At 64.7% G+C, this 26348-nt stretch carries 16 protein-coding genes and 1 pseudogene; 3 read left to right on the top strand and 14 right to left on the bottom strand.

All coding sequences use genetic code 11. The annotated features are described in order from the left end of the window. Nucleotides 1-62: 62 nt before the first annotated feature. The 8 genes and pseudogenes from BMIN_RS04845 to BMIN_RS04810 form a co-directional block, all read right to left on the bottom strand. Nucleotides 63-560 (bottom strand): annotated as a pseudogene (locus tag BMIN_RS04845) (DUF3180 domain-containing protein); the annotation flags it as partial. Next, nucleotides 557-1648, bottom strand: a complete 1092-nt coding sequence (locus tag BMIN_RS04840) for a hypothetical protein (protein WP_152595165.1) — start codon at nucleotides 1646-1648, stop codon at nucleotides 557-559. The pseudogene BMIN_RS04845 and the gene BMIN_RS04840, both read right to left, overlap by 4 nt. Before the next feature lie 8 nt (nucleotides 1649-1656). Continuing rightward, complete coding sequence (gene ftsH / locus BMIN_RS04835) at nucleotides 1657-3744, bottom strand: ATP-dependent zinc metalloprotease FtsH (protein WP_022860972.1); 2088 nt, start codon at nucleotides 3742-3744, stop codon at nucleotides 1657-1659. After that, complete coding sequence (hpt, locus tag BMIN_RS04830; RefSeq protein ID WP_022860971.1) at nucleotides 3741-4304, bottom strand: hypoxanthine phosphoribosyltransferase; 564 nt, start codon at nucleotides 4302-4304, stop codon at nucleotides 3741-3743. Before hpt ends, ftsH begins: the two co-directional genes overlap by 4 nt. Further along, entirely contained in the window at nucleotides 4291-5388 is a 1098-nt protein-coding gene (gene tilS, locus BMIN_RS04825; RefSeq protein WP_022860970.1) for a tRNA lysidine(34) synthetase TilS, read from the bottom strand. The genes hpt and tilS overlap by 14 nt, the downstream gene beginning before the upstream one ends. A gap of 7 nt (nucleotides 5389-5395) precedes the next feature. Continuing rightward, on the bottom strand, nucleotides 5396-6880 hold the full coding sequence (locus tag BMIN_RS04820; RefSeq protein WP_022860969.1) for a D-alanyl-D-alanine carboxypeptidase: 1485 nt from the start codon (nucleotides 6878-6880) through the stop codon (nucleotides 5396-5398). Between the two features lie 4 nt (nucleotides 6881-6884). Beyond that, a complete protein-coding gene (locus BMIN_RS04815; RefSeq protein WP_022860968.1) occupies nucleotides 6885-8111 on the bottom strand; it encodes a glycosyltransferase family 2 protein in 1227 nt (408 codons plus the stop codon). Beyond that, the gene (locus tag BMIN_RS04810; RefSeq protein ID WP_022860967.1) at nucleotides 8112-9629 is read right to left on the bottom strand and encodes an AI-2E family transporter; all 1518 of its coding nucleotides are present in this window, start codon (nucleotides 9627-9629) and stop codon (nucleotides 8112-8114) included. A 124-nt stretch (nucleotides 9630-9753) separates the two neighbouring features. On the opposite strand from BMIN_RS04810, the gene BMIN_RS04805 reads away from it, so the two are divergent. Then, a complete protein-coding gene (locus tag BMIN_RS04805) occupies nucleotides 9754-10698 on the top strand; it encodes a glycosyltransferase family 2 protein (RefSeq protein ID WP_022860966.1) in 945 nt (314 codons plus the stop codon). Between the two features lie 99 nt (nucleotides 10699-10797). Here BMIN_RS04805 and BMIN_RS04800 read toward each other — a convergent pair whose 3' ends face one another. From BMIN_RS04800 to BMIN_RS04790, 3 genes are all read right to left on the bottom strand, one after another. Then, on the bottom strand, nucleotides 10798-11016 hold the full coding sequence (locus tag BMIN_RS04800; protein ID WP_022860965.1) for a hypothetical protein: 219 nt from the start codon (nucleotides 11014-11016) through the stop codon (nucleotides 10798-10800). A gap of 231 nt (nucleotides 11017-11247) precedes the next feature. After that, nucleotides 11248-15459, bottom strand: coding sequence for an ATP-dependent DNA helicase (locus tag BMIN_RS04795; RefSeq protein WP_420796717.1), 4212 nt, complete (start codon nucleotides 15457-15459; stop codon nucleotides 11248-11250). 56 nt (nucleotides 15460-15515) lie between these two features. Continuing rightward, entirely contained in the window at nucleotides 15516-20288 is a 4773-nt protein-coding gene (locus BMIN_RS04790; protein WP_022860963.1) for a PD-(D/E)XK nuclease family protein, read from the bottom strand. A 248-nt stretch (nucleotides 20289-20536) separates the two neighbouring features. On the opposite strand from BMIN_RS04790, the gene gtfA reads away from it, so the two are divergent. Beyond that, complete coding sequence (gene gtfA, locus BMIN_RS04785) at nucleotides 20537-22060, top strand: sucrose phosphorylase (protein WP_022860962.1); 1524 nt, start codon at nucleotides 20537-20539, stop codon at nucleotides 22058-22060. A gap of 90 nt (nucleotides 22061-22150) precedes the next feature. After that, the gene (locus BMIN_RS04780; RefSeq protein WP_022860961.1) at nucleotides 22151-22813 is read left to right on the top strand and encodes a TetR/AcrR family transcriptional regulator; all 663 of its coding nucleotides are present in this window, start codon (nucleotides 22151-22153) and stop codon (nucleotides 22811-22813) included. Nucleotides 22814-22994: 181 nt separating this feature from the next. Here the strand turns inward: BMIN_RS04780 and BMIN_RS04775 are convergent, their stop codons facing one another. The 3 genes from BMIN_RS04775 to BMIN_RS08955 all read right to left on the bottom strand — a co-directional run bounded on the left by BMIN_RS04775 (nucleotide 22995) and on the right by BMIN_RS08955 (nucleotide 26318). Next, on the bottom strand, nucleotides 22995-24992 hold the full coding sequence (locus BMIN_RS04775; RefSeq protein ID WP_022860960.1) for a glycoside hydrolase family 3 C-terminal domain-containing protein: 1998 nt from the start codon (nucleotides 24990-24992) through the stop codon (nucleotides 22995-22997). 328 nt (nucleotides 24993-25320) lie between these two features. Then, nucleotides 25321-25815, bottom strand: a complete 495-nt coding sequence (locus BMIN_RS08070) for an MFS transporter (protein ID WP_238565640.1) — start codon at nucleotides 25813-25815, stop codon at nucleotides 25321-25323. Between the two features lie 62 nt (nucleotides 25816-25877). Next, on the bottom strand, nucleotides 25878-26318 hold the full coding sequence (locus tag BMIN_RS08955) for an MFS transporter (protein ID WP_152595164.1): 441 nt from the start codon (nucleotides 26316-26318) through the stop codon (nucleotides 25878-25880). Between the last annotated feature and the right edge of the window lie 30 nt (nucleotides 26319-26348).

Below are 26348 nucleotides of genomic sequence, written 5' to 3'. Positions count from 1 at the left end.
CCCGATGAACGGGTGTCGCGGGAGGACATTCGGGATTCGACGCCTGCTGCCGTCCGGGTGATGGATTTCTTCCGCGGATCGATGCGATGGGGATTCTCCGGGCCATCCGCCGGAGGTATCTGGCACAGCCACTCACCGATGATGCCGATGCTCATATCCGCAAGGCAGACCGCCGCCGTGACCACGCACTGCGTGACCGCATCGCCGTAATAGGGCGCCTCCGACCGTCCCATCGTCATCAGGGCCTGCCCGCCATACCAGCCCAGCAGAGCCGCTCCGGCGATTCCCAGGGATTTGGCGAGAACGAGGGTCATCATCGCCTTGGCGGGGTCGAGGCGCGACCGGCGCTTCGCAGGATCGGTTGTGGCGTACTGGTGCACCTGGATGCACATCACCAGAACGACCACGCCAAGAATCGCGAGAACGATCGGAACGATCCACGGGGCACCGATAAGGGATATCCTCGACCGGTCATCGAGAGAGGCCAGACACACGCCTCCCCCAGCTCCCAGCGTCACCGCAAGGACGTAGTACCACCACGGTGTGCGTCGAGCCTTCATGGCGACACCTCTCCATCGTCGCGCGACGAATCCCGGAACACCCAGTCATCGGCCAGCATGCCCACGGTGTCGCTGTCACCGGACAATGCCAGAAGATACGACACGGGATCGCCATCCAATGTGGCGTTGACGTCCATGTCCAGCCAGGGGACCAGAACCACGGCGCTGTGTCGGATCGAATCATCCGCCAGACCATCGCCGGCATCGTCGTCACGCAGCGCGCCGCCGGCGGCCGCGCCCACGGACGATGCGCCGGTGCCGGAAGACGAGTCGGTGCCGGAGCCGGAAGAGAATCCGTCCTGCGGGAACGTCACGTCGATAATCCGTATATCGCCGTCGGTCCCCTCATGGGATCCGATGGCCCGAACGGCCTTCGCCAGTTCACGGACGGTCATATGCGTGGACAACGCGACGACCGTCGTCATGGAATCGGGCCCATCGACCGCGCTGACGTGATACAACGCGGATATTCCCTCGACCTGGTTCCCCGGTATCGCGTCAAGAGTGACCACCGCCGAACGGAAGAACCTCTCGGCGTCCGGGGCGCAGGAGATCAGCGACAGTATCGCCCGGCCATCACGGTCAGGGGTCTGCCGACCGGACCGCACCATTCCGACGGCCGCTCGGGACCGATCCGTCACGGAGGTCTCATGAGGACGCGGGGCATCCTCGCGGACACCCGCGGATCCGCCCATACCGCCGTCCACGTCACCGTCGCCGACAGTGATTCTGACGTCCACGTCGTCCGGCCCAATGGTTCCGACCACCGCAGCCATCGCCGGATCACGATGGGAGAGGACGACGGACGCCTCCAGTCCCCGGGCGAACCTCCGAATCACGTCACGCGTATCCGCAGTGCCGTGGACGTCCGCAGCGCCACCCGCCGCGGCGACACCCGCAGCACCGTCCACTGCGGCAACGCCCGACGAAGCATCGCCCATGACCGTCGCATCCCGCGCAACGTCCGCAAGAGACCGGGGATCGACCGTCAGAACCACCGTGGCCCTGACGACGGGATGGCCGTCACGGAGACGGATCACACGTCCCTCATCACGCTCATCATCGTCCATCGGATCATCGCCCGCCATGCCGGTCGTCACTCCCCGGCTTTCATCCCTACGGAGCGTTTCAACGATTCGGGAATCTCCACCGGCGGGAGATCCGACACGGGACGGTCCTTGCTGGACAGCCACAGGGCACGCTCGGGGGCCTTGCGGATCGTCGAGAATATCGTCGCGAGCTCCTTCTCGTTCAGCGTCTCCTTGAGAAGCAGCTGACGGACAAGCTCATCGAGAACATCGCGGTTCTGGCTGATGATCGTCCATGCCTCGGTGTGGGCGTTCTCCACAAGACGCAGAACCTCGTCATCGATGACCTGTGCGGTCTCATCGGAGTATTTGCGGGGCTGGAGCCCGTCCATCACCGTGGTCTGATCGTCATCGGAGGCCCATTGAATGGCGCCGAGCCTCTCGGAGAACCCGAACTCGACGACCATCTTCCGCGCGATGGCGGTGGCCTTCTCGATGTCGTTGGACGCACCGGTGGTCGGATCGTGGAAAACGACCTCCTCCGCCGTGCGGCCGCCCATCGCGTACGCCATCTGGTCGAGAAGCTCGTTCCTCGACTGGGAATACCGGTCCGTGGTGGGCATCACCGCGGTGTATCCCAACGCCCGTCCGCGCGGAAGAATTGTCACCTTCGTCACCGGATCGGTGTTGCGCAGCGCGGCGGCGACCAAGGCGTGACCGCCCTCGTGGTAGGCGGTGTTGCGCAGCTCGTTGAGCGCCATGCCCTTGGACTGCCGACGAGGTCCGGCCTGGACGCGGTCGATGGCCTCGTCGATGGCCCTGTTGTCGATGAGCTGGGCGCCCGACCGGGCGCAGAGCAGCGCGGCCTCATTGAGGACGTTGGCCAGATCGGCTCCGGTGAAGCCGGGAGTGCGGACCGCGACCATGTGCAGATCGACATCGGGCACGAAGGGCTTGCCCTTGGCATGCACCTTGAGGATGGCCTCACGTCCTTCCAGATCCGGGGCCTCGACCCCGACCTGACGATCGAAGCGTCCCGGGCGCAGCAGCGCCGGATCAAGGACATCGGGCCTGTTCGTCGCGGCTATGATGATGAGGTTGGTGTCGTTGTCGAATCCATCCATCTCCACAAGCAGCTGGTTCAGGGTCTGCTCGCGCTCGTCATGCCCGCCACCCATGCCGGAACCGCGCTTGCGGCCCACGGCGTCGATCTCGTCGATGAAGATAATCGCCGGCGCGTTCTTCTTGGCCTCCTCGAAAAGCTCCCTGACTCGGGATGCGCCCAATCCGACGAACATCTCCACGAAGTCGGAACCCGCCATCGCATAGAAGGGAACGCCGGCCTCACCCGCTATGGCACGAGCCAGCAGCGTCTTGCCGGTTCCAGGAGGGCCATACAGCAGAACGCCACGAGGGATGCGCGCCCCCAGAGCCTTGTACTTGGAGGGGTCCTTGAGGAAGTCCTTGATCTCCTCGACCTCCTCGACGGCCGACTGCTCGCCGGCGACGTCGGAGAATTTGGTGGTCGGGGTCTTGCCCTCCAGCAGCTTGCCGTTCTTCTTGCCGCCCATGCCGAGCATGCCGTTCGCCCCGCCCATGCGGCTGAGAAGGAACCAGAACAGCGCGAAGAAGATGATGAAGGGCAGGATCGACGTGATCAGATAGCTCCAGATGCTCGTCTGCTGCATGCTGGACGTCCAGCCGTCGCTCGGATCCGCGCTTTGGACGGCCTTGACGATCTGGGATCCCTGCGCGAAGGTGTAGTAGAACTGGACCTTCTTGCCGTAGTCACGGCTTTTGCCCGTCGATGAATCGGTTTTCGTGTAGTTCTGGCTGAGCGTGAGCTTCACCAGCTGCCTGTTGTCGATGATCTCGGCATAGCTGACGGTGTTGCCGTTGAGAAGGGTCAGCCCGTCCTTGGTGTCGATCGTCTGGGATCCCGTCCCGGAGAACATCTGGAAGGCCGACAGGACCAGAAGGACAAGAACGACCACCCACAGCCACGGGGACTGCCAGAAGGGCTTCTTCTCACCTGTCTGAGGATCGTTTCCGCCACCGGTGAAGGGGTTGTGTCCGAAGGGATTGCCCCCCTGGGAGGGCTTGCGGCCACCGCCGTTGCCCTGCTGAGGCCCCTGTGGACCTTGCGGATTGGTCATGCCTGCACTCCTTGATACACATCGGGCTTGAGCACTGCTATCGAATCGAGGTTACGGAACCGCTCATTGTAATCCAGTCCGAACCCCACAACGAATTCATCGGGAATCTCATATCCACGGTATTTCACATGGACTTCGACCTCGCGTCGCGAGGGTTTCTCCAGCAACGCGAAGATCTCGACCGACGCGGCACCGCGGCGCCTCAGCTCATCCACCAGCCACGCAAGCGTTCTTCCCGAGTCGATAATATCCTCGACGATAAGAATGTGCCTCCCGCGAACATCGGTGGAGATATCCTGACGGATCGTCACGCGGCCGCTGCTTGTGGTGCCGGACCCATAGCTGGACAGACTCATGAACTCAAGGCCTACCGGGATGCTCACGGCGAGCGAGAACTCCGCCATGGTGTTCACCGCTCCCTTGAGCACACCCAGAAGAAGGAGATCCTTGCCGGCGTAGTCCCTGCTCACCTGCGCGGCGACCTCCGTGATTTTGTCATGTATGGCCTTGCTGCTCACCAGCTCGTGGTCGATGGCTTCCTGAACATCAGCGATTTGCATGCACTCCATCTTGGCACAGCCGAATGACGTGTTTCTGGCGAATGGCCGAATACTTGCTGGGAAGATGAACGGCCCCCTGCCCATGCCATCGCGTCACCAGAGCGTCGATGGCGGCGACATGCCGTGAGCTCACCGTCAGCCCCAGAAGGGACGCCGCCCGGACCAGCACCCTCGATCTGATGGCCTCATGCTCGTCGGCCAGCCCCGGAGCGTCGATGACGACCTCGGAGCCGGACGCGCCCACGATGGGCGTGACCACCCTAGCGGCGACCTCGTCCGCCCGGGAATCGAGATAATCCTTGTCGACCGCGCACAATCGGGCGCTTCTCGCCAGGTGGTCGACGACATCCGACCCGGTGAACCGCGAAAGATAGGGGATCAGCGAATGCCGGACCCGTGAACGCAGCGGATAGTCGGACGGAAGATCCTCGTCTCCGGGATGGTCGTCCCCATTGGTGGGGTCATCCCACCACGACAGGCCGACGTCCTCGCAGATCCGCGTGGTCTGGGCCCTTGTCAGCGACAGGAAGGGGCGGAGGAAGACGACTCCGTCGACGACGGACCTCTCCGGCATTCCGGCCACCCCGTCGATGCCATTGAGCCTCAGCATCCCCATCAGCACCGTCTCGGCCTGATCGTCGCGGGTATGTGCCAGAAGAATCGCGCAGGCCCCCCATAGGCGCGCCTGTTCACATAGCGCCCGATACCGCGCGTCCCGGGCGCAGGCCTCGATCCCCCGGCCATCGTCGACGACGTCGACGCCGATGACCCGAACCGGTTCCAACCCCCTGCCCGCACACTGGCGGGCGGCCCGGTCGCACACCTCCCGCGAACCGTCCTGAAGCCGGTGGTCGACGATGGCCGCCGCACAGCGCAGGCCCCTGGACGAGCAGACGATCGACGACACCGCGGCGAGCGCCAATGAGTCACGTCCGCCGGAGCACGCCACGACGACCATGGGGGCGTCTCTCTCGGGAACATGGCGTCCATGCTCGCGGAAACGCGGGTCACGATCCAGACCAAGGGAGTCGATCGCCGCATGGACGCAGCCCACGGCGGTCCTCAAGGACGCTGTATAGGTCATCGTGCGCTCACACTCCCGTCAGGGCGGAGCCAAAGGAGCCGATCGCCGCCACCGCCGCATCGTAGTCCTGCGGATCATTGACGATCACGGCGAACGCCAGAACGCCGCCGGACTTGCGCGAGACCGTCCCGACCATCGCCGTCACATCGGACAGGCTTCCTGTTTTGACACGGAGAAGGCCATTGGCCGCGGAGTCGGAGAACCTTTCGGCCGCGGTACCCACAAGCCCCGACACGGACAGTCCCTCGGCCGCCGCGGACACCCCATGCCGTCCCAGATTGCGCGACTGTACGGCCGCCAGCGTGCGGACGCTGACGAGCGATCCCGGAGAGAGCCCAGAGCAGTCGGCCATCGTCAATCCCGTCATGGAGATCTTCGACGCGCGAAGAACGTCCCTGACCGCCGTGACCGCGCCGGTGGGCGAGTTCTCCTCACCGACGTGCAGCGCAAGAAGCCTTCCGAACTCCTCGGCGAGGGTGTTGTCCGAGTGCCTGAGCATGAAGGCCATGATCTCGGTCAGCGTCGCCGAGTGGACGCTCGCCACCGGCCTGAGACCATCGTGGACCTGCCCCGATGAGGCCGTGCCCTCAACCGTGATCCCGCGCTCGACGAGACGCCGGATGAACACCGTCGTCGCATCCGACGCCGTGTGCGTGGACAACGGCGGGTAATCCTCGAAAACGTCCGGGTCGGAGGGAGTCTGCCCGGAGGACCATCGTCGTCCTCCATCGACCGCCATCGACGACACCGGCGTGTAGTACAGTCCATCCTCGTTGTTCTGTTCGATGTTCGTCGGCGAGCGGACGGAGCCGAAAAGGGAATCGTCCACCACAAGACGGACGCGGGAGATGCCCTTGCCCCGCAGCACCCGGGCGGTGCGGGTCGCCAGGCTGCCCAGTCCCGCGCGTCCGTTGACATGATCGGGATCGTCGTCACCGGACGACAGCAGCATGTCTCCATTGCCCTTGAGGATGATCGTCGGCGTGGAGTCGTCGGCGTGTTCGAGATACACCTGCGTATCGAGAGTCGATCCCATGTCAAGGCGGGACGCCGCGGCGAAGGCGGTGAGGGTTTTCAGCGTCGAAGCCGGTTGACGGGGGGAATCAGGATCGCGCGATTCCACGATCGTCCCATCCGCGGTGGCGACCGCCACGGAATAATCGTCGCCCAGTTTGCTGGTGGATTCAAACGCCTTGACGGCCGACCGCAACGCATTCTTATCGATCGATTTGGACAGATCGGCCTGCGGGACGGCGTCGGATACGGCACGGACCCCCGGCACATAGGAGTGGGAGCTGGACGACGCGGCACTGGTTCCGCGCACGGCGAGCACCCCGGGAACCAGACCCCGCGCGCCGGCCACCAGATACCCCGTCATGACCACGATCGTCGTCAGACATGACGCCAGCACGGTAAGCGCCCGCCGTCGCCTGGCGGAACGCGCCGGTGGATCCTCCTGATCGCCGGTTCGGCGAGCACGAACGTCACCCATCACGTCATCGTCCCTGATGCTCGATCGGCTTCCATTGCGCCTTCGAGAAAATGGCCTGGAAGGAGATCGGGACATAGCTGAACATATAGACGGGGAAGCTCAGCACGTAGGCGAGAAGCTCCTTGTTGCTGGCACCTATCCTGTCACGCTCGACGACGATCGTCAGGGCCGCCAGCCCCATCATTCCCAGAACGCTCATCAGTATTCCCGACGCCCATCCGACCAGCGCGCCCAGCTGGCTCGCCCAGGTCACGAAGCCGAACAGCGCGAAGAATAAGCCCAGCACCATGCGGACTATGGCGAGGACGGTGAACGGGCAAAGCAGCAGCGTGAAGTCGACCGCCGAGAAATCCCGTTCTCGCACCGCGCGCCGGATCAGCGCCGGGCCGTAATAACGGAACACCTGAAGGAACCCCTTGCTCCACCGCAGACGCTGACGCCAGCTCTGGCGGAAGGTCACCGGCTGCTCGTCATACAGGATGGCGGTGCCGCAGTATCCCACACGATCGCCGTGCAGCACCGAATCCATGGTGAACTCCAGATCCTCGGTGAGAAGATGGAACTTCCATCCTCTGTTGCGTTTCATGATCTCCCTGGAGAACATGAAGCCGGTTCCCCCGACATGGCAGCTCGATCCGAACAGCATCCGGGAGTTGTTGAGGAAGCGGGACTCGCGGATGAACCACAGCGCGGACCCCGAGGAGACCCAGTTGTCGGAAAGGTTGACGGAGTTGCGGTAACTCGTCAGAATCCGGAATCCCGATTGGAAGGCCTTGTTCATCTCCTCGATGTAGTGCGGGTCAAGCCTGTTGTCGGCGTCGAAGACGAAATAGGCGTCATAGACGTCCTCGAGGCCCTTGTCGATCATCTGGTCCAGAAGGTAGGTCAGGGCGTAGCCCTTGCCCACCTTGGCGGAGTCGAAGCGCTCGACGACATGGCATCCCTTGTCGCGCGCGACCCTGGCGGTCTCATCGGTGCAGTTGTCGGCCACAAGCCATATGTCGATCAGCTCGGAGGGATACGTCTGGGATCGTATGCAGTCGATGAGATTGCCGACGACGTTCTCCTCGTTGCGGGCCGAGATGAGCACCGCGTACCGTCTGTCCATCGGCGCGGCCGGGAAGGTGATCTCATGGGAGAACAACGACGCCAGTATGCACACCCCTTGGTAGATGATCCCCGCGCCTCCGACGACCATGAGAAGGACATCAAGGACAACCAGGAAAACCATCTAACGCCACCTCGCTCTGGGATTGCGCCCGTCATCGTCGGATTCCTCTTCGGCATCGGACCCGACCTCACCATTATCCGCACCCGTGACATCCGTTCCGCGACTCTCGCCGGACGGCAGGCCGGAATCCTCCGACCCCACGGACGCTTCCGACCCCACGGACACCCCGTGCGGCGCCAACGCGCCACGAGGTATCGCCACCGTCATCGAATCCTCGGGGCTGCTTTGGGAGACCTGCGGATACAGATCCTCCTGCAGCCTCCGCAGCTCGTCGTCGACGGGCGCGCGCGACGTGGATCCCCTCGCAGCGCGGGGGATGCGGTCGCTCATGGGCTTGATCACATGCTCGTTGAAGGCCTCGGCGCCCTCCACCACCCTGGACTTCCGCTCCGGCACGGGGTCCGACATCAGAGGCGAATCCACCAGCTCGTATCGCTTGAGATACACCTTGAGGATCGCCTGGATGCTGGCCGTGACGGGAAGCGCAAGGAAGGCGCCCAGTGCCCCGAACACGGCGCCCAGGACGAGGACCGACAGGAAGGCGACGGCGGGATTGAGATCCATCGTCCGTTCGGAGATCTTCGGGGAAAGGATGAGATTCTCGATCTGCTGGTAGACGATGATGTACACCAGAACCCCAACCGCCGACATCAGACCATTGGACCCCCAGGCGAAGATCACCGGCAACGCCCCGCCGATATAGGTTCCGACGGCGGGGATGAACTGGGACGTGATCCCGCAGAACAGCGCGAGCGGCAGCCACGAAGGAACGTGGATTATCTCGAGGAAAACCGCCATGCATACGGCGTTGATAGCCGCCAGAATGGTCCGGGAGAACAGGAATCCCGAAATCTGGTCCTGGACCACGGTCCATCCCAGCAGAAACCGGCGCTGGCTGACCGGCCCCAGCCATCGGCACAGACTTCTGCGCATCCTGGGCCCGGCGGCGGACACGTAATAGGCGACCATCACCACGGTGAGCAGATCGAGAAGCGCGCTGAACAGGCCCATCGTGGTGCTGACCGCCTGACCCGCCACATCGGTGAGCCATGAGGTCTGGATGTTGTTCATGATCTCGCTGCCCACGCTGCTTTTCTCCGGCAGAACGAAGTCGGTATGGTCGGAGACGAAGTCACGCGCCTGATCGTAGAGCTCGGGGATGCCCTTCACCATGGCGACGACCTGTTGGACGAACATGTTTCCGAACAGCCCCATCAACGCGATGACGATGACGGACAGGCCGATCAGACTCACCGCCGCCGCGACGCCGCGACGCCATCCTCGTCCCACCAGACGGACCACCAAGGGCTCGATGGCCAGTGCGATGAAGACGGCTATGACCACGTCGAGGACGATGAACGACACCTTCCCCCAGGATCGCCAGAGGAAGACGGCTATGAACACGCCGATCCCCGTATACAGCAGGGCCCTCCCCCACCATTCGGGGGGTCTGCGGGGATCCCCCCGCGAGGGGAAGACCGACGCGAGGTCAATCTTCTTGTCGTCATGCGAAGCCATGGCGCCCATTCTACAGTTCGCCCCTACGAACATCCCGGACGACGAACCGCCGCCCATGGCGCCTTCCCCCGCGTGGGAATCCCGCGGCCGGACGCTGTAGGCTGCTCATCTTATCCTTGTCACTATGCTGAACGTCTCGATCGTCATCCCGGCATGGAACGAGGAGGAGCGCATCAACGCATGCCTCGTCAACGCCACACGCCAGACAGTCGCCCCCCACGAGGTCATCGTCGTCGACAACCGTTCCACGGATTCGACGGTGTCGATCGTCGAGGATTTCATCCGGGACCATCCGGATTCCCCCGTGAGACTTCTTCATCAGGATGATTCCCAGGGGCTGATCCCCACGCGAAACTACGGACTCAACCATGCCACCGGCGACGTTCTGGGCCGCGTGGACGCCGATTGCATGCTCAAGCCCGACTGGGTCGAGGTGGTATCGGGAATCTTCACCGAAGATCCCGACGCCATGGGCGCGACCGGACCCGTGGTGTACTACGACATGCCCGCCAAGCGGGTCGGACTCAAGGGGGACGACAAGGTCCGTCGCCACACCTACAGGGCCGACGGCGACCAGGTGCTGCTGTTCGGATCGAACATGGCGCTACGCGCCTCCGCATGGCGCGCCATAGCCACCGAGGTGTGCCCCGACAAGGAGGACGTGATGCATGAGGATCTCGACGTCTCCCTGCATCTTCTCGGCCGTGGGATGAAGACGGTGTATTCGCGCCGGATGATCTGCGGCATCTCGGCCCGGCGAATAGACACCTCCTTCGCCTCGTTCCACAACTACATGAAGCGCTTCCGCAACACCTTCGACGCGCATCCCGAGCATTGGCGCCGTCACCGCACCGAGCAGGCCCTCTACGCGGCCTATCCGGCCCTCAGGCTCTTCTATCCCGTCTACCAGAAGTATCTGGACATGATGGACGTCAATCCCGCGGAGCGCATATGGCTCAAGGAGCAGTTCGAAATCGCCGAGAAGGAGGGCGAGGACCTCGATGACCGAGAAGGAAGCGAAGGCGGCTGCCATACCGTGGCCGACCGCACCATAGCCGACCGGGCCTGACGTCGTCCCCCGTCCCCGACGATCCGGCCGACGATGCGATCCCGTTGATCCCGAGCCAGTCCCGTACGTAGATCCCGGATTAGTCCCGTAGGTTCCGGGTTAGTCCCGCGGCGTCTGCGACACCCAGGACGACACCAACCGACTACTCTTTCGGGCCTCCAGACGGGCCCTGATCCGATGCCCGGCGATGGTCGCGACGAAAACCACGACGAAAACCACGAAGACCACGATGAACACCGTCGCCAGCGAGTGCGCGAAAAAGGCCACGGCCCATGATAGTGCGAACAGCGCACCCACAACAAGCAGAGTCAGGGTCACAATGCAACCTTCCGATGAGCCCCGGCGGGCGGCATACCACGCACCACACGCCACGGGAACGAGTCCTTCAAGCCAACACCAAGGATATTCTCGGTCAAGGATAGTCTCGATGCTGGATGAGCGCGTCCACGGATGGATGGGGGTCATCGTCCGGGAACGAGGGGACGATCGTCCGGGAACGGAGTCTGCGGCGTCGCCAGGAAGTCTGCGACGCCGGCCGCCGAATCCCGCCTATCGTTCCGATTGTTCCGACAGCCGCCGGCCCTCGCGAATCTCGGCGATCACCGCGCTTTCGTCGCGGTCATTCGCAGGAATGGCCCGGAACCGCGGATCGCTTTGAGACAGGTAGTACAGGGTCGCGTGGATGTTCCTGAGGGGAACCCCCCACTGCCCCGACAGAAGAAGACGGTAGATGTCAAGCTGGACCAGCCTGTTCTCGATCTCGTCCGCGGAGGTGGGCCTGCGCCCCGTCTTCCAGTCGACGATGGTGATGGCCTCCGTCGATGGAGGCGTCGCGGTCCGCCCCTCCCCGGACGATGACGGGTCGTCATCCGTGCCGTCATCATCCAGCCCCCCGGCGAACACCGCGTCGATGGTGCCATTGATGGGGGCTCCGTCCACTATGGCCGTGATGGGGAGCTCCGCCGCAAGAGGTCTGCGGCGGGCCCACGGCGACTGCGCGAGACGATGTCGCCACGCGCGTTCGTCCGCATCCAGGGAATCCTCGCCGTCGATGGCGGCGACCATGGATCGTCTCTCATCGACCTCGCCGTCGATCCATGCGCCAAGGAAGTCCGCGGCCCACTCGTGGAACAGCGTCCCGCGATCGGCCGCCGCCGCGGGGGGAAGCGGGACCGGCCGAAGTATGCTTCTGGCAACGGCCCCCACCCTGACCGGATCGCCCTTGGCGGCCAGAGTCCTCTCGATCGTCGTCGTTCCAAGGTTCGCATGGGCCCTCACCCGATCCGCCCTCGCGATCAGAGAGGACTGTCGCCCATCGTCAATCCCGCTCATCCCGACGGGCGTGCCGTCCGACGATTCACCGGAACGCCCGATCATCATTCTCGCGCGTCCCAGCATCGTCCCGAACGCAGCGGTGGAGCCTCCCGGGGAGGAAACGTCCGGCGTCGGATCGTCATCGCGGTGCTCCATCACCAGCTCGGCGCTGCGGTCAAGGATCCGACGGGTGCGGTCGGTCAGTGACCTCGGCCAGCCGGAACCATGATGGGCGTCGCGGGAATGCCGGAGGTGATCCTCCACCGCATCCAGAGTCGACTTCGCGATGTCCGAAAGCAACCGCTCCGAGCCCTCCCTGTCGTCGCAGACCACGAATCCCACGGGGACGCGGTATCCGTCAGGCACGCCGTCGGGACGTCCGGCGATCTCATCCTCGACATGCCGCTCCACGGTCATGCCGGCGTCCACATCCCTCCCCCACGCGGCGTGGAGCTCCCTCCAGAAGTTGGAGGCCCTGCGGACCTTTGCGTCCTTGCCCTCATCGGGATCGAGACGGACGATCTGACCGCCGCGCTCTTCGGACCACGGCGTGGACGACCTGCTGGAATACGTCAGCATCACGCTGCTCTCGGCGCGCGTCAACGCCACATAGGCCAAGCGTCTCTCGTCCTCATGCCGCAGCCGCCCGTACTCCTCATACTGGCCCAGATACTCGTCCCCGGGCGCATGACGCTCTCCGCTGACGCCGTACAGGGCATCGACGAACTCATGCTCCAGAGTCGCCGCATCGTGGATATCGTCAAGCGTTCCGGAATGCGGGAACCTGGGGATGATGTCCCTGTCCGCCCGGACAGGCGCCGGAACGGCATCGGGCGTGTCAAGCCAGCAGGAGCTTGTGGCGCGATACTCCGGGCCACGGTCCTGAGCCCAGTCCTCATCGTCGGGCTTCGAGACACGCAGATGCTCCCCCTGGCTGGTGGGGAACAGCCCGTCGGCCATTCCCACGACCGCGACGGCGGGCCATTCCAGTCCCTTTGCCTGATGGATGGTCATCAGAACCGCATCGACGCCCGAATCGACCTCCATGGCGGGTCCATCCGGATCGCGCGTCATGGCGTCGAGCCACGACAGGAATCCGGCGACGGTTCCGCGTCGTCCCGCGGGGAGCTCCTGGATGAAGGAGTCGACCTGCCCGAGGACGGTGTCCATCGCATCGGGATACGACGAGGCCAGTGCCGCCGCCTGGTCGTCGCCAGCCACCGAAGCCACCGCAGTGTCGATGTCCAGATCCAGAGCATCGGCGCTGGCCCGGACGGCATCGGCGATGGAATGGCGTGCGGCCTCCTCGACCTGACGAAGCATCGCGGACACCCGATGGACGTCATGGCGTCCGCGCTCGCTCATCCCCGCCCGGGACAACGCGGCATCGCATTGCTCGGACATCATGAAATCCGCGAGGAACACGCCCGTAGGCAGCGACACGTCATCCCGCAGCGCCCGGACCGCCCGTGCCCGATCCACGGCTGTTCGGCCCACCGAGTCGTCGACGAGCCCCGCCTGTTTCAGGGCAAGGAACTGGTAGTCGGCGTTCGCCGCATCCGCCGCGGACGACAGCGTCTTGAGGTCGCTGATGGACATCCCCATCCGAGGAGACGCCAGCAACCGCAGCAGGGATCGCGACGAGGAATGATCCGCGGCCGCACGCAGCAGGGACAGCATATCGGCCATATCGGGTCTGTCGAGAAGAGGATTGTTCCCAGCCATGGCATAGGTCAGCCCATGGCGTCTCAACGCGTCGCCGAAAAACCTCATGGTCGACCGCGAACGGAACAGAATCGCCACGGAAGGGCGGTGATTCCCGTCACCGTCACCGTCCCTTCCCCGCACCCGAGGATGGCGGATGATGAAGTCGCGCGCGAAGCATGCGACGGCATCGGCCTCCTCCAGCCGCGTGCCGAATCCCATCAGCGCGAACGACGGCGAGTCCGCGGGATCCTCCGACGAGACGTCCTCCGATGGCGAGGCTTTCTTCGGGGGTGCCAGTCTGCTGACGGGCACCTCCCTGAGATCCGACGGAACGTTGCTGTCCACGCGGTACGACTTGTGGAAGGCGTCGGTGAGCCTGTTCGCCGCCGCCAGCACCACCTCGGGATTGCGCTGCGTGATGGTCAGCTCATAGGGCCGACGCGTGACGCCGAACTTCCTCATGAACAGCCGGAAGGCCCCCGGGCTGGCCCCCCGCCATGAGTAGATCGACTGGTAGGGATCCCCCACGGCGGTGACGGCCGACCGGTTCCCCCTGTCGCCATTCCCCTTATCGCCGTTTCTCCTGTCGCCGTTTTCTCCGGTGTCGTTCGGATGGAACAGTGCGGCCAGCACGGTGGCCTGCGTGGTTGAGGTGTCCTGATACTCGTCGAGGAAAACATGGCTGAATCGGCGGCGATACTGGCTCCCGATGGACGGGAACCTCATGACCAGCTGCAGGGCGGCTATGGTGAAGTCGCTGAACTCCGCCATCCCCAGACGCCTCTTCTCCTTCTGGTAGCGCTCGACCAGCGAGAGCAGCAGCTCGCGGCGCCGGGTCCTGCGAACGAGATAGTCCACGACGTGCGCCTGATAGGGGACGATCTTCGGTTTCCTGCTTCGCGTCGTGACCCCGTCACGGGCTACCCACTGCTCGAAGTCCATCGAGCCGAGCGCCGTCGAGCTGGGTTGGGGCGGCTTGGGCCGCGATCCGGAGTCATCGACGGGAATGCCCGAAGGCCGCAGATTCCCAAGCGTCCGGAGGAAGTGCTCGTCCCAGGACCGTATGGAGGCGATGGCGTCCTCCATGGTCGGACAGCTCTCGTCGATCATGGAGCTGGCGATGTTCTGCGACAGCGACCGGACATCGGAGACCAGGACATTCAGCGCGCCCGCGTCGCCGTCGGCGTCTGCGGAACCGGCTCCGGCGATGTTGTCGCCTGCCGCGTCCGCGTCATCGTCCGCGGACGCATCCCGTCCACCGTCGGAATCGTCGCCAAGCGCGTCGGCGAACAGAGCGTCCATGTCGTCTCCGACGATATCCGTGATGATCTGGATGGAGCCGGCATCGCTCAGCGGCCGGGTATGCGGGTCCATGCCGACAAGAAGGCCATACTGCGCGACGATGGACTGGAAGAAGGCGTCATACGTCGATATATGTGGCTTCATGACCAGCCGCTCATAGGAATCAGGCCGATCCGCGGGCAGCGACCGGGCGATCTCACCGGACACCCTCTCCATCAGTTCGGTCGCGGCCTTTCTGGTGAACGTGAGTCCCAGAATCCTTTCGGCGGGGACATGGTCGCGTTCCGTCAGCGCGACGATCCGACGCGTCATCGTCGTCGTCTTTCCCGATCCGGCGCCGGCGACCACCAGAACGTCCTCGTCGCGGGGCGCGTCGATCACCGCCTGCTGTTCGGGCGTCGGGCGGAAGCCGCCTTCGGTCCGGGGGGATGCGTCCATGGCATCCGATGACTGTGACCGTTCAGTTTCCATGATTCCGTTCAGCTTCCATGATTTCAGTCCTGCTCCCTGCCCATGACGGTGATGACCCCATCGGCGCACCACGGGCATAGATTCCGATATTCGCAGTAGCGAAGGTGTCCCGACGCGGGATCATGCGGCGGGATGCTTGCGCTGGACATGACCGCGGCGGCGTAGAACACCCTCGAGATCATGGACAGGCCCCAGAAGACGTAGCTTTTCGCGTCCCGATACGCGAGCAGTCGGGACCACACCTCCTCGCGGACGTCGTCGGGACGGGAGGACGGTTCGGGAGCATCGGGGAAGTACCGATCCACCACGGTCCTGTCGTCGCCCGGCTTCGGATGCAAATTCGCCGGACGCGCGCGCCCGGCATTGAGATGACCGTCGACGAACAGCGGAGGCTGCGTGGTCTTCTCCTCCACCGACGCCTCCTGCCCTGGAGCGTCATGGGTCGCTACGTCGAACAGCGACGCCCCCGCGACGGGACGGGATGCCCAGTCTCCCTCGTCCGCGAAACGGAGCGCCAGCTGATAGCACACCAGCTGAAGATCGCAGAAGTTCTGAGCCCCGGTGTGCTTCGTCATTCCCGTCTTGTAGTCGATCACCCGCAGGAACTCCCCCTGGGCGTCGCGTCGACGCTCCAGCCTGTCGATCCGCGCGGAGAGCCTGATAACCGCGTCGGGGGAGAAATCGGAGGGGAACCCGCCGGCTAGCTCGCCGAGGATCATGAACATTTCGTCACGGGTCATCGGAAGGGTTCCGGGAATCGCGTTGTACGCCGCGGTGATGTCGTCAAGACCGAATCGAGAGGTCAGGGGCACCTCGCAGCCGACGTCGACGACATCCCCGATCCGCGCGCCGACCTTGCTCCCATAGTCCTTTCCGTTCCCGCGGACGAAGTATCCGGCCAGATTGGCCATGATCCCGGACGCCGCGGCATCCTTGCGGCGTATGGCGATGGCGCTGGAGGGATCGGATGCCGCATCCAGCGGTCCACGCAGCTCACGGTATCTGTCCGTCAGGCGCCCGGCGATGGCGTCGATGCGCTGGTCGTCCGTCTCGGAGGTCCCCGACGTCCCTTCCTGCGCGCCCACCCGGACAGGACGATCGAGGCCCTGCTCGGATCCCCACTGCGCCACGTGATGGACGATGGTTCCGAAGGACATCGACACGCCGGAGACGGTGGGGCCGGACATGGATCGGTCCAGAAGCGCGCACACCGGGCACGCCCACACGGAATCGACGATCGACGGGCTCAGGGGGACGACGACGTCCCGCGATCCATGGCCGCCATCGGAAGCCGAATCGGCTGGGCCCCGAGCGGAATCGGACGAAACCGGACCGGACCGGACGGAATCATGCAACGCGGAACGAGACGCGTCGGAACGGGACGCGTCGACGAAGAACCAATTGCGGGGGTCGGCCATCGGATACCGCCCGCGCGAGCCCTCCCGAGACAGGGCGCTCAGCGCGCCCACGGCGTCCCGGACCTCGTCGGGGAGCGGAACTCGAGCGACATGCGTACGGACATCGGCATCACGGTGGAACTCATCGCCGCGTCCTCCAGCCGTCCGCCTTCCATCCGTCCGCGTCCCGACGGCGTCCATCTCCCGCACGGCCTCGGAGGTCACCACCATTCTGGCCTCCCTCACGAGTCCGCGCGGAGTCACCGAACCGGACACCGAGCGAGCCAAGGCCCCGCATATCGCACGACGATCATCCGCCACGGTGTCGGCTGCCGCGTCATCGCCCGCCGGACCATCCTCCATCGGATCCCCATCGGCCGGTGCATCCACGCCCGTGATGTCCTCCGAACCGCCACGAACGGAATGGGGAGCGCCTCCGGACGCGTCGTCGTTCGCTGCACCCTGGAAAAATTCAGGAAGATAGACGCGCAGGAAATCGGAGGGCATGGCGTCCCCACCGGACACCGCGCTCAGAACCACCTGGTCGCTGGCGCGCGTCAACGCGACCAGAAGGCTTCTCTGCTCCGCATGGAGCACCGACAGCAGACGCGACCGGTCCCCCTGGGCGTCCTCCAATGCGGGCATACGTCCGCGAAGCATAAGGTCGGCCAGATCATCCGCCCCGAACAGCGTGTTGCGTATCGTCAGATTGGGCCACACATCCTGCTGGACCGCGGGAATCCACACATAACGCCATTCCCGTCCCACCGCTCCCGCAGGAGTGGTGAGCGTCACCGCGTCGTCGACGGGCGCGGTCCTCGCCAGGGAGTCGGCGACCACATCCATCCCGTTGACACGCTCGATGAACGCCGCCAGATCGCGGGCCTCGCTGCCATGCTCGGCATAATCGAAAAGCCGGACCGCCATATCGAGACGATCGTTGGCCAGATCGGCGTCGGGCCCCGACCCCAGCGCGGCCCTCTGCCAGGAATCCGCGACATGGCTGCGATCCCATGCGGACCACAGAGCCGATGACGGCGTCACGTCGCGATCGTTCCCCAGATCGTCGGCGACTGCGCGGATCACGGACAGGGCATGGACGACGGCCCTGACATCAGGCAGGGAGCGTCCCATCGCCTTCAGCGCCGCCATGACTCCGTCGGCCGCATCCGCGGACGGGTCGCCTTCCCCCTGCGACGGCGCACCCGCACGGCATACCAACAGCGCGACGATCTCATCGGTCGTGTGCCTGACCGGCGTGGATGACGCCCGCGATTCATGGGCGGCGTTCCACAGATCGGCCAATGGCCGCAGCGAGGTCGAAGCCGTGGAATCCGGATCAGGGGTCTGCGCACCATCCGCATGGCCCGCACCATCCTTCTGGTCCTGGTCGGTCCTCCGGTCGGCCCTCCGGTTGATCTTCCGCCCGGTCTTCTGGTCGGCACCGGCCTCGCCGACGGCCACGGCCATCAGACGAATCGCATCCAGCGCGGAACGGACCGCATGCATCCTCACGGGACGGACGCGTCCGCCCTCCACGTCGTCACGGCCCGACGGAACGCCGATCAACGGACTGGACAGGTACTCCTCCAGAAGACGCGCCATCGTCCCGTACCGCGTCTCGGCGTCGGCTTCGGCATCGCCATCGGACGGAGGCTCAGGAAGGGATCCCCCCGAAAGACGCGCCATCGCAAGCTGGAGAAGGGACAACAACCCCTGGACCGTCTGGTCCTCGCCGAAGGAGCGAGTCACTGAGGAATACCGCACGGGCACCCCCATCGCGCGCAGTCTGGCGCCATAGGCGCGCACGGTCGAGTTGTCATGCGCTATGACGGCCATGTCGTTCCACATGACGCGAGCACCGCCATCGTCCGCCGGCCGGAGACCACCATCGTCACGACGGTCCGAGGATCCGCCTGTCATACCGGACATGGACGTGCGGATGATGTGGGAGATCACCGACTCCATCTCGGCGCCGGGTGAGCGGTGGGTCTCGACGGCGACACGGCAGCCACGGTTCCCCGAGCCCTCCCCTTCCGGGCATTCCGCGCACGCCCGCGAGACCGGCGGCACCGCAAGCGAACCGTGGTATTGGGGATACTTCCCCGTGCGGTCCGTCATCGGCGCAAGCCCCTCCTCCTCCGAGCCGATGGACAGGGATATGCGCGAGGCGACGATGTCGCGGTCGCTGACGGTCGAGTCGTCACCGAGAGGGGCGAGCTCGATCTGGGCCGCTCCAAGGCGCCCCAGACCTCCATGGGCGATGCCGCATTCATCGGGCGCCCCGGTCCCGGAAGGCATGACGACACGACGATGGAGGAATTCCGGATACGACCCACGGAAGGTCTGGACGGCCTCATCGTTGCCGGCGACGAGAACCAGACGGGTTCCCGCCGCGACCAGCTCCTGGACGAACTCCATCCCGGCGATGGTCACATCCTGCGCATCATCCACGATAAGAATCTCGGGAACCGCGCGCAGACACGATTCCCGGTGGTCACGCAGCTGGGACGTTGCGGTCACCAGCAGATAGGACGAATCCACTCTGAATTCGCCGGGGAAGCGACGGACGACGGCGTCCGCGTACTCGCGGCGCAGGGCGAAGGCCAGACGCCACTGAAGGGACAGCCGCTCGCGCTGATCGGAATCGATCGGCCGGGCACCCAACGCGTCGATGATCATGTCACGACGCGCGTGACGGGCGCCGACCTCGTTCATCCGGGCGAGCATATCCCTGAGCTGCGCGGTGAACGCGGGAGTCAGGCATCGTTCGAAGATCTCGTCGCTTGTGCCCGAATACGGGACGGTCCGGTCCGATTCCCCCTCCGGAAACCCCGTCGCGGCCGATGCCGTGTCGCCCCGGGCCGCGATGCCGTCCCGCGCGCCGAAATATTCCACGAGAAGATCGCAGGTCGGGCACAGGTCCCCAGTCCGCGCATGACGGCGATGCTCATCAAGCACGGAGGTGAGCAGCGCGTCCTGCTCGGCCCCATTGAGCAGACGGGGTGCGGTCAGTCCCCGCTCGGCCCGTGAACGCTCGAGCACCGAGAACGCCACCGCCGGCAGGGTGGTGACCACCCGGGGAATGGAGGTGTGCCCCAGCGAGGGGAGCATCTGCGCGTTGAGCTCACGCGCCGAGAGCCGGGTCGAGCAGACCATAAGCGCGCGTGGACGGATGCCATGAAGAGGGGCGCCGGGGATGTCCCCGCGTTCTCCATCGTCCTTCCCGGTATGCCACGCATGACGAAGAGCGCTCATGGCGAACCGGGTTTTGCCGCTCCGGGGGGCGCCCCCGACGAACAACGCGGAGGTGGGATCCCCCTGCGCTCCGAGGAGTTTCCCGGACAGCAGCAGATCATACGAACCTAGGGCCTCGTCGATCGACACGCGCTCCAGCATGGTCCATGCCCCTTTCGATGAGATTCGCCATCATGCTCCATGATGCACCGCTCCACGGCATGGCGTACCCCAACGCAGCGTGTCTCGGCGCAGAGCGGCCCCGCCTATGATCCCCCGACGACCCATCGTCGTCCGCATCCCAGAGCATCGGCGAGGCGCATGGCGCGGCATGACACACCATCGCACACGGATTGTCTTTCCTCCCTTTCCGGCGTAGTATCGAACCCGTTCGATACAAAGGAGTCATCATGGACAACAAGGTGCAGCTCATAACCTACGCCAACCGGTTCGGAGAGGGCACGATCTCCTCCCTCACCGACATCCTCCGCTCCCGCTTCTCAGGCGTTTACCAGGGCGTCCACATACTGCCGTTCTTCACTCCGTTCGACGGCGCCGACGCCGGATTCGACCCCGTGGACCACACCGCCGTGGATCCGCGCCTCGGGACATGGGCCGACATCACCGAGCTTTCCGGAACGCACCATGTGATGGTCGACACCATCGTCAACCACATGTCCTGGCGGTCCAGACAGTTCCAGGACGTCATGACCCGCGGGGAGAACAGCCCCTACCACGGCATGTTCCTGACCATGTCGAGCATCTTCCCGCATGGGGCCACGGAGGAGCAGCTCGCCGGCATCTACAGGCCCCGTCCCGACCTGCCCTTCACCCATTACTCGTGGGCGGGAACCACGCGTCTGGTATGGACGACGTTCACCCCTCAACAGGTGGACATCGATACGGACTCACCCGAAGGATGGGACTATCTCATATCGATCCTCGACCGGCTCAGCGAAAGCCATGTGAGCTCCATACGGCTCGACGCCGTCGGATACGGCGCCAAACAGGCGGACACCAGCTGCTTCATGACGGACAAGACCTTCGCACTCATCGGACGGATCAGGGACGCCGCCACCGAACGGGGGCTCGAAACCCTTATCGAGGTCCACTCGCACTACCGCAAGCAGATCGACATCGCATCCAGGGTGGATCGCGTCTACGACTTCGCACTTCCGCCGCTCCTCCTGCATTCCATCTTCACCGGGGACATCACGGCGCTTGCGCACTGGACGCACGTGCGTCCCAACAACGCCGTCACCGTGCTCGACACCCATGACGGCATCGGCGTGATAGACGTCGGGCCCGATCAGTTGGACCATAACGTCGCGGGACTCATACCCGATGCGGACGTCGACGATCTGGTCACCACCATCCACAGGAACACCCGGGGGGAATCGATGGCCGCAACCGGGGCCGCGGCGAGCAACCTCGATCTCTATCAGATCAATTCCACCTATTATTCGGCGCTGGGATGCAACGACCAGCATTATCTGGCCGCACGGGCCGTGCAGTTCTTCCTTCCCGGAGTGCCTCAGGTCTACTATGTGGGCGCCCTCGCCGGATCCAACGACATGGATCTTCTGGGACGCACCAATGTGGGCCGGGACATCAACCGCCATTACTACGGCACGCGGGAGATCGACGAGAACCTTCGCCGTCCCGTGGTCAGATCCCTCAACGCGCTGTGCCGGCTGCGCAACACGTTGGACGCCTTCGACGGCGTCTTCGCGGCCTCCCGCGAATCGGACGACACGCTCGTCCTTGAATGGACGGGCGACACGACGCGAGCCCGACTCGACTTCCAGCCATCGCGCTCCATGGGGGTGGACAACCGCAGGTCGCCCGTGGTCCTGACGTGGTCGGACGGACAGGGAGACCACATCTGCGAGGATCTTCTCTCCGATCCGCCGTCGGCCGTCGGGGTCCGATAGGGGAACCCGGGGTCTGGTATAGGGAACCTCCCCGGCGTCCGGCCCTCCCGGTGGCGTACCATGGGCACAGTCCGCGGGAGAGGGTGGCATATGGAGCAGGAACGCGAGGGTTCACGACGGGACGGCGCACCTCGTAAACACTTCGGGCAGCGCAAGCAGACGCACGACGAGAGACTGCACCAGATTCTTGGAGCCGCCACCGAGCTTATCGGGCAATACGGATTCTATGGGACGTCGCTGCATCAGATCGCCGACGCCGTGGGAATGACCAACGCCGGCGTGCTGCATTACGTGCGCAACAAGAACGAACTCATGACGATGGTTCTGGAGTCAAGCTACGACGAGGGAAACCCCGTGTGGATGTTTCTGCGTGACCGGCTTGCCGCGCAGACCGCGGCATCGATGTCCTCCACGCACATACCGGTCCTGTACCGGCGCACGGTGGAGGTGAACGAGACCCGGCCCGACATGGTCAGGCTGTTCTCCGTTCTGGGCGCCGAGGCCCTGCAGCCCGACCATCCTGCCTATGACTACTTCCAACGCCGCGAGAAGGCCTTCTGGGAACGGTTCCGGAACATCGCCTGGAAGGTCCCTCCCGGCACGGATATGCGCAATGTATTCACCACGGCCAACAGCGCCATGGACGGTATCCAGCTGCGCTGGCTGCGCGACGACTCGGTGTCGCTGAGTCGGCTCTGGTCGCGCTGCGAGGACGTCATCTTCCCCAGCCCCCTATGGGACGACTACAGATAGACACGGCAGCATCCGCCGCCCCGTGGCCGCAGCCGCAGTACTCGTGGCCGCAGCCGTGCCCCGGAAACGGCGACGGCGACGGCATGGGGGGCATCCCCGCACCGTCGCCGTCCATGGAGGCTGTCGCTAGGCGATCCGATCCGCCTAAGACGTCCTATCCGCCAAAGCCATCCGATCCGCCTCAGACATCCTGGATGTCACGGGTCCGGCGATACTCCGCGATGGCCGTGGAGCACACCTTCGCCACGTCGGGGCCGCCGAAGGCCTCGAGCATGGTGAGGGGGAAGTCCTGGATGAACGCCATCACCTTCGGATTCGCCAGCATGCCCTGGATCCTTTCGGAGTCGGATGACTCCTGGGCCTTGGTGAGAATCGGCCCGCCCACGGGATCGGCGATCCACTCGGCGTAGGTGGAGAAATCGGTCAGCTCCAGGGAATTCCCGTCACCGTCGAGGCTCACCGTTCCCGTGGCATCGATGTCGCGGCTTGATGAGCCGACCTCGATGTCATAGTCCCCCGCCTCCACATGCCAGTCATGACGAGCCTCCGACCAGTAGGCGAACGCCCGCGCATCCAGATCGAACGACACCACGCGCGACTCGCCGGGCCCGAGCTCGACCTTCCTGAAGGCCCTCAGCTCATGCTTGGGTCTTGCCACCGGCGACGGGCCCTTGGGCTCGACGTACACCTGCACGGTCTCGGATCCCGAACGCGTTCCCGTGTTCGTCACCGTCACGTCCACATGGGCGTCGCATGGCCCCTGAGCCTCGACGCGAAGGTCGTCGATGCTGAAGGTCGTGTACGACAGGCCGAATCCGAAGGGGAAGGACACCTCGCGTCCGACGGTGTCGTAATAGCGGTATCCGACGAACACGCCCTCGCCGTAATCCACCGTCCCCTCGCCTCCGGGGAAGTTGATGTACGAGGGATCGTCCTCCAACCGCACCGGGATGCTCTGCGCGAGCTTGCCCGAGGGCGTGGCGTCGCCGAAGACGATGTCGGCGGTGGCGTCCCCTCCGGACTGGCCCAGAAGCCATCCCTCGATGATAGCGTCGGCATCGTCCTGCCATGTCGAGGTGATCACCGACGAGCCGTTGGAAAGAACGACGACGAGACGCGAGTCCTCCTTGGCCAACCGGTGAAGGAGTTCGATCTGCTTGGCGGGAATGCACATCGTGGTGCGGTCGTACCCCTCGGATTCCGACGACTCCGGAAGACCGATGAACAGAAGCGTGGTGGCATGGCGGGAGGCCACGTCCACGGCCTCCTTCGTCAACGCCGCGTCCTGGTCGGCATCGTCCAGAGTGAAGCCCGGGGCGAACTCGGCCTCGACCCCACGGTTGCGCAGGGCGTCGAGGAAGCTCGACATCTCGGTGGGCGTGATGTGCGAGGAGCCGCCGCCCTGATAGCGGGACGTCCTCGCGAACTCGCCGACCACGGCGAAATCATCGTCATCGGACAGCGGGAGCACGGCATCATCGTTCTTGAGAAGCACCATCGACTCCCGCGCCGCGGCCCGCGCGACGTCCTGATGCGCCTTGGGATCATAGCGGTACCCCTCACGCGCCATCGCGGGAGCCACCTTCGCCGCCAGATCGAGCAGCTCCTGCGCCCGTGCGTCCAGAAGCGGCTCGGGCAGGCGCCCTTCGCGCACGGCGTGGACGATCTGGTCGTCGGAGTGGGACGGCGGCATCTCGAGGTTGAGACCGGCCGCCAGGGACGCCACACGATCGTGGCAGGCTCCCCAGTCGCTCATGACGACCCCGTCGTACCCCCATTCGTTGCGGAGTATCTCGGTGAGCAGGCGATGGTTCTGCGCGGAGTAGACGCCGTTGACCTTGTTGTACGAGCACATGACCGTCCACGGGTTCGCATGCTTGATGACATATTCGAACGCCGGCAGGTAGATCTCGCGCATGGCCCGCCCGACTCTGTCGATGAGATCCGGATCCCACGACGAGGACAATCCGGCGGCCGGTGGGAAGCAGGTCGCGGGAACCGACTGATCGGTCGCGGTGTCGCTGCGGACGGCCTTACGCAGGCCATGGGGGCCATCGGTGATCATCCATCCGGGGACCCCCTTGGCGGGGATCTCCTGAAGATGCCACAGGTCGCCTCCGGATGTCAGGCTGGCCTTCTCCTCGAGGGTCAGATCGTTCACGTCGAATGATGCGCTCATGATGAATCGCTCCTTGTCTTGGATTGCCAGATTGTCTCGGATTGTCTCGGTTTGTCGGTTTGTCGGGTTGTCTTGGATTGTCTCGGATCGTCGGTTTCGGGTTGCCTCCGACCGCCGCCGTGCCCTGGCCGTCGCCGGCCACGCCGTCCGGACGCGGACGAGCGCGCATCAGGCTACGGGGCCGAAACGGCCGCACGGCCTTCGCCGGACCGCGCGGCCACCGCTCTCATCTGGCCTTGCGGATGGGGATGATGAACAGCATCGACACCAGGACCAGAACCATGGCGATGGGGTAGATGGGCCGGAAGCTGCCCATCGAATGGAAGAGCTACGCCGCGACGATGGGACCCAGGACCTGTCCGATGGTGTTCGAGAGGTTCAGGAAGCCCAGATCCTTTCCGGCCTCGTCCTTGCTGGGGAGGACGTCGATGTTGAGCGCCCCGTCGCAGGCGTTGTATATTCCGAGCGCGAAGCCGCCGATGGCCGCCGAGGCGATCATCGCCCACGGCTCGGCCCAGATGAACGGGAAGACGAAGGACACCGCGAAGACGGCGGCGCAGATAAGGACCATGACCTTGCGACGCTGGAAATGGTCGGATATGTATCCCGCGATGAGGGACGCCACCACGGCCACGATCATGTTGATCACGGAGATGACGGCCAGCGTCGACGCGGCGGAGTCCTTGCCCAGGCGCACATAGCTCTCAAGCACGTAGAGAAGCATTCCCATGGTCACGTAATAGCCCATCATCATGAGCAGCCTGCCGACAAGCGCGAGACAGAAGTCACGGCAGTCCCGGGTCGGGGGGATGAACGAACGCATAACCGACCAGACCCCCGCATGCTCCTTGAGGATATCCCTCGCCGACGCCTCCTTGGGCCAGATCAGCGTGACGAGGATTCCGGTGACGCCCCGAGCCACGGCTCCCAGCAGGAAGCCCGCCTGCTGCGAGTTGATGAAGATCTTGCCCACCGTCGCACCGATCGCGCCGCCGATGGACAGGCCGATGCCGTACACGGCCGACATCGTCGCGCGTCCGTTCTCGGGATCCTGTCGGACATCGTCGCGACGAAGGGCGCGAGAAGCGCATTGAGGCCCAGCTGGAAGCCGCACCACGCGAGGATGATCAGGCCGGGGGTGGTGAACGCGTAGGTGAGGTAGATGCTGATTCCGGCGATCAGCGATCCCACGACGATGAAGGGAGTGCGTCGCCCGTACCGCGATCTGCTGCGGTCCGAGAACGCCCCCAGAAGGACGTCGGCGAAAAGCGCGACCAGGGCTCCGGCCGCGTTCAGACTGGCGACAAGGGATTCGGGATTGGCCATCCCCGCGTCCTTTCGTCACCGGCCGCACGT

The organism is Bifidobacterium minimum (assembly GCF_000741645.1).
GTDB lineage: Bacteria > Actinomycetota > Actinomycetes > Actinomycetales > Bifidobacteriaceae > Bifidobacterium > Bifidobacterium minimum.
Note: the sequence above shows the minus strand (reverse complement) of the source record. Positions and strands in the feature narration are given on the sequence as shown.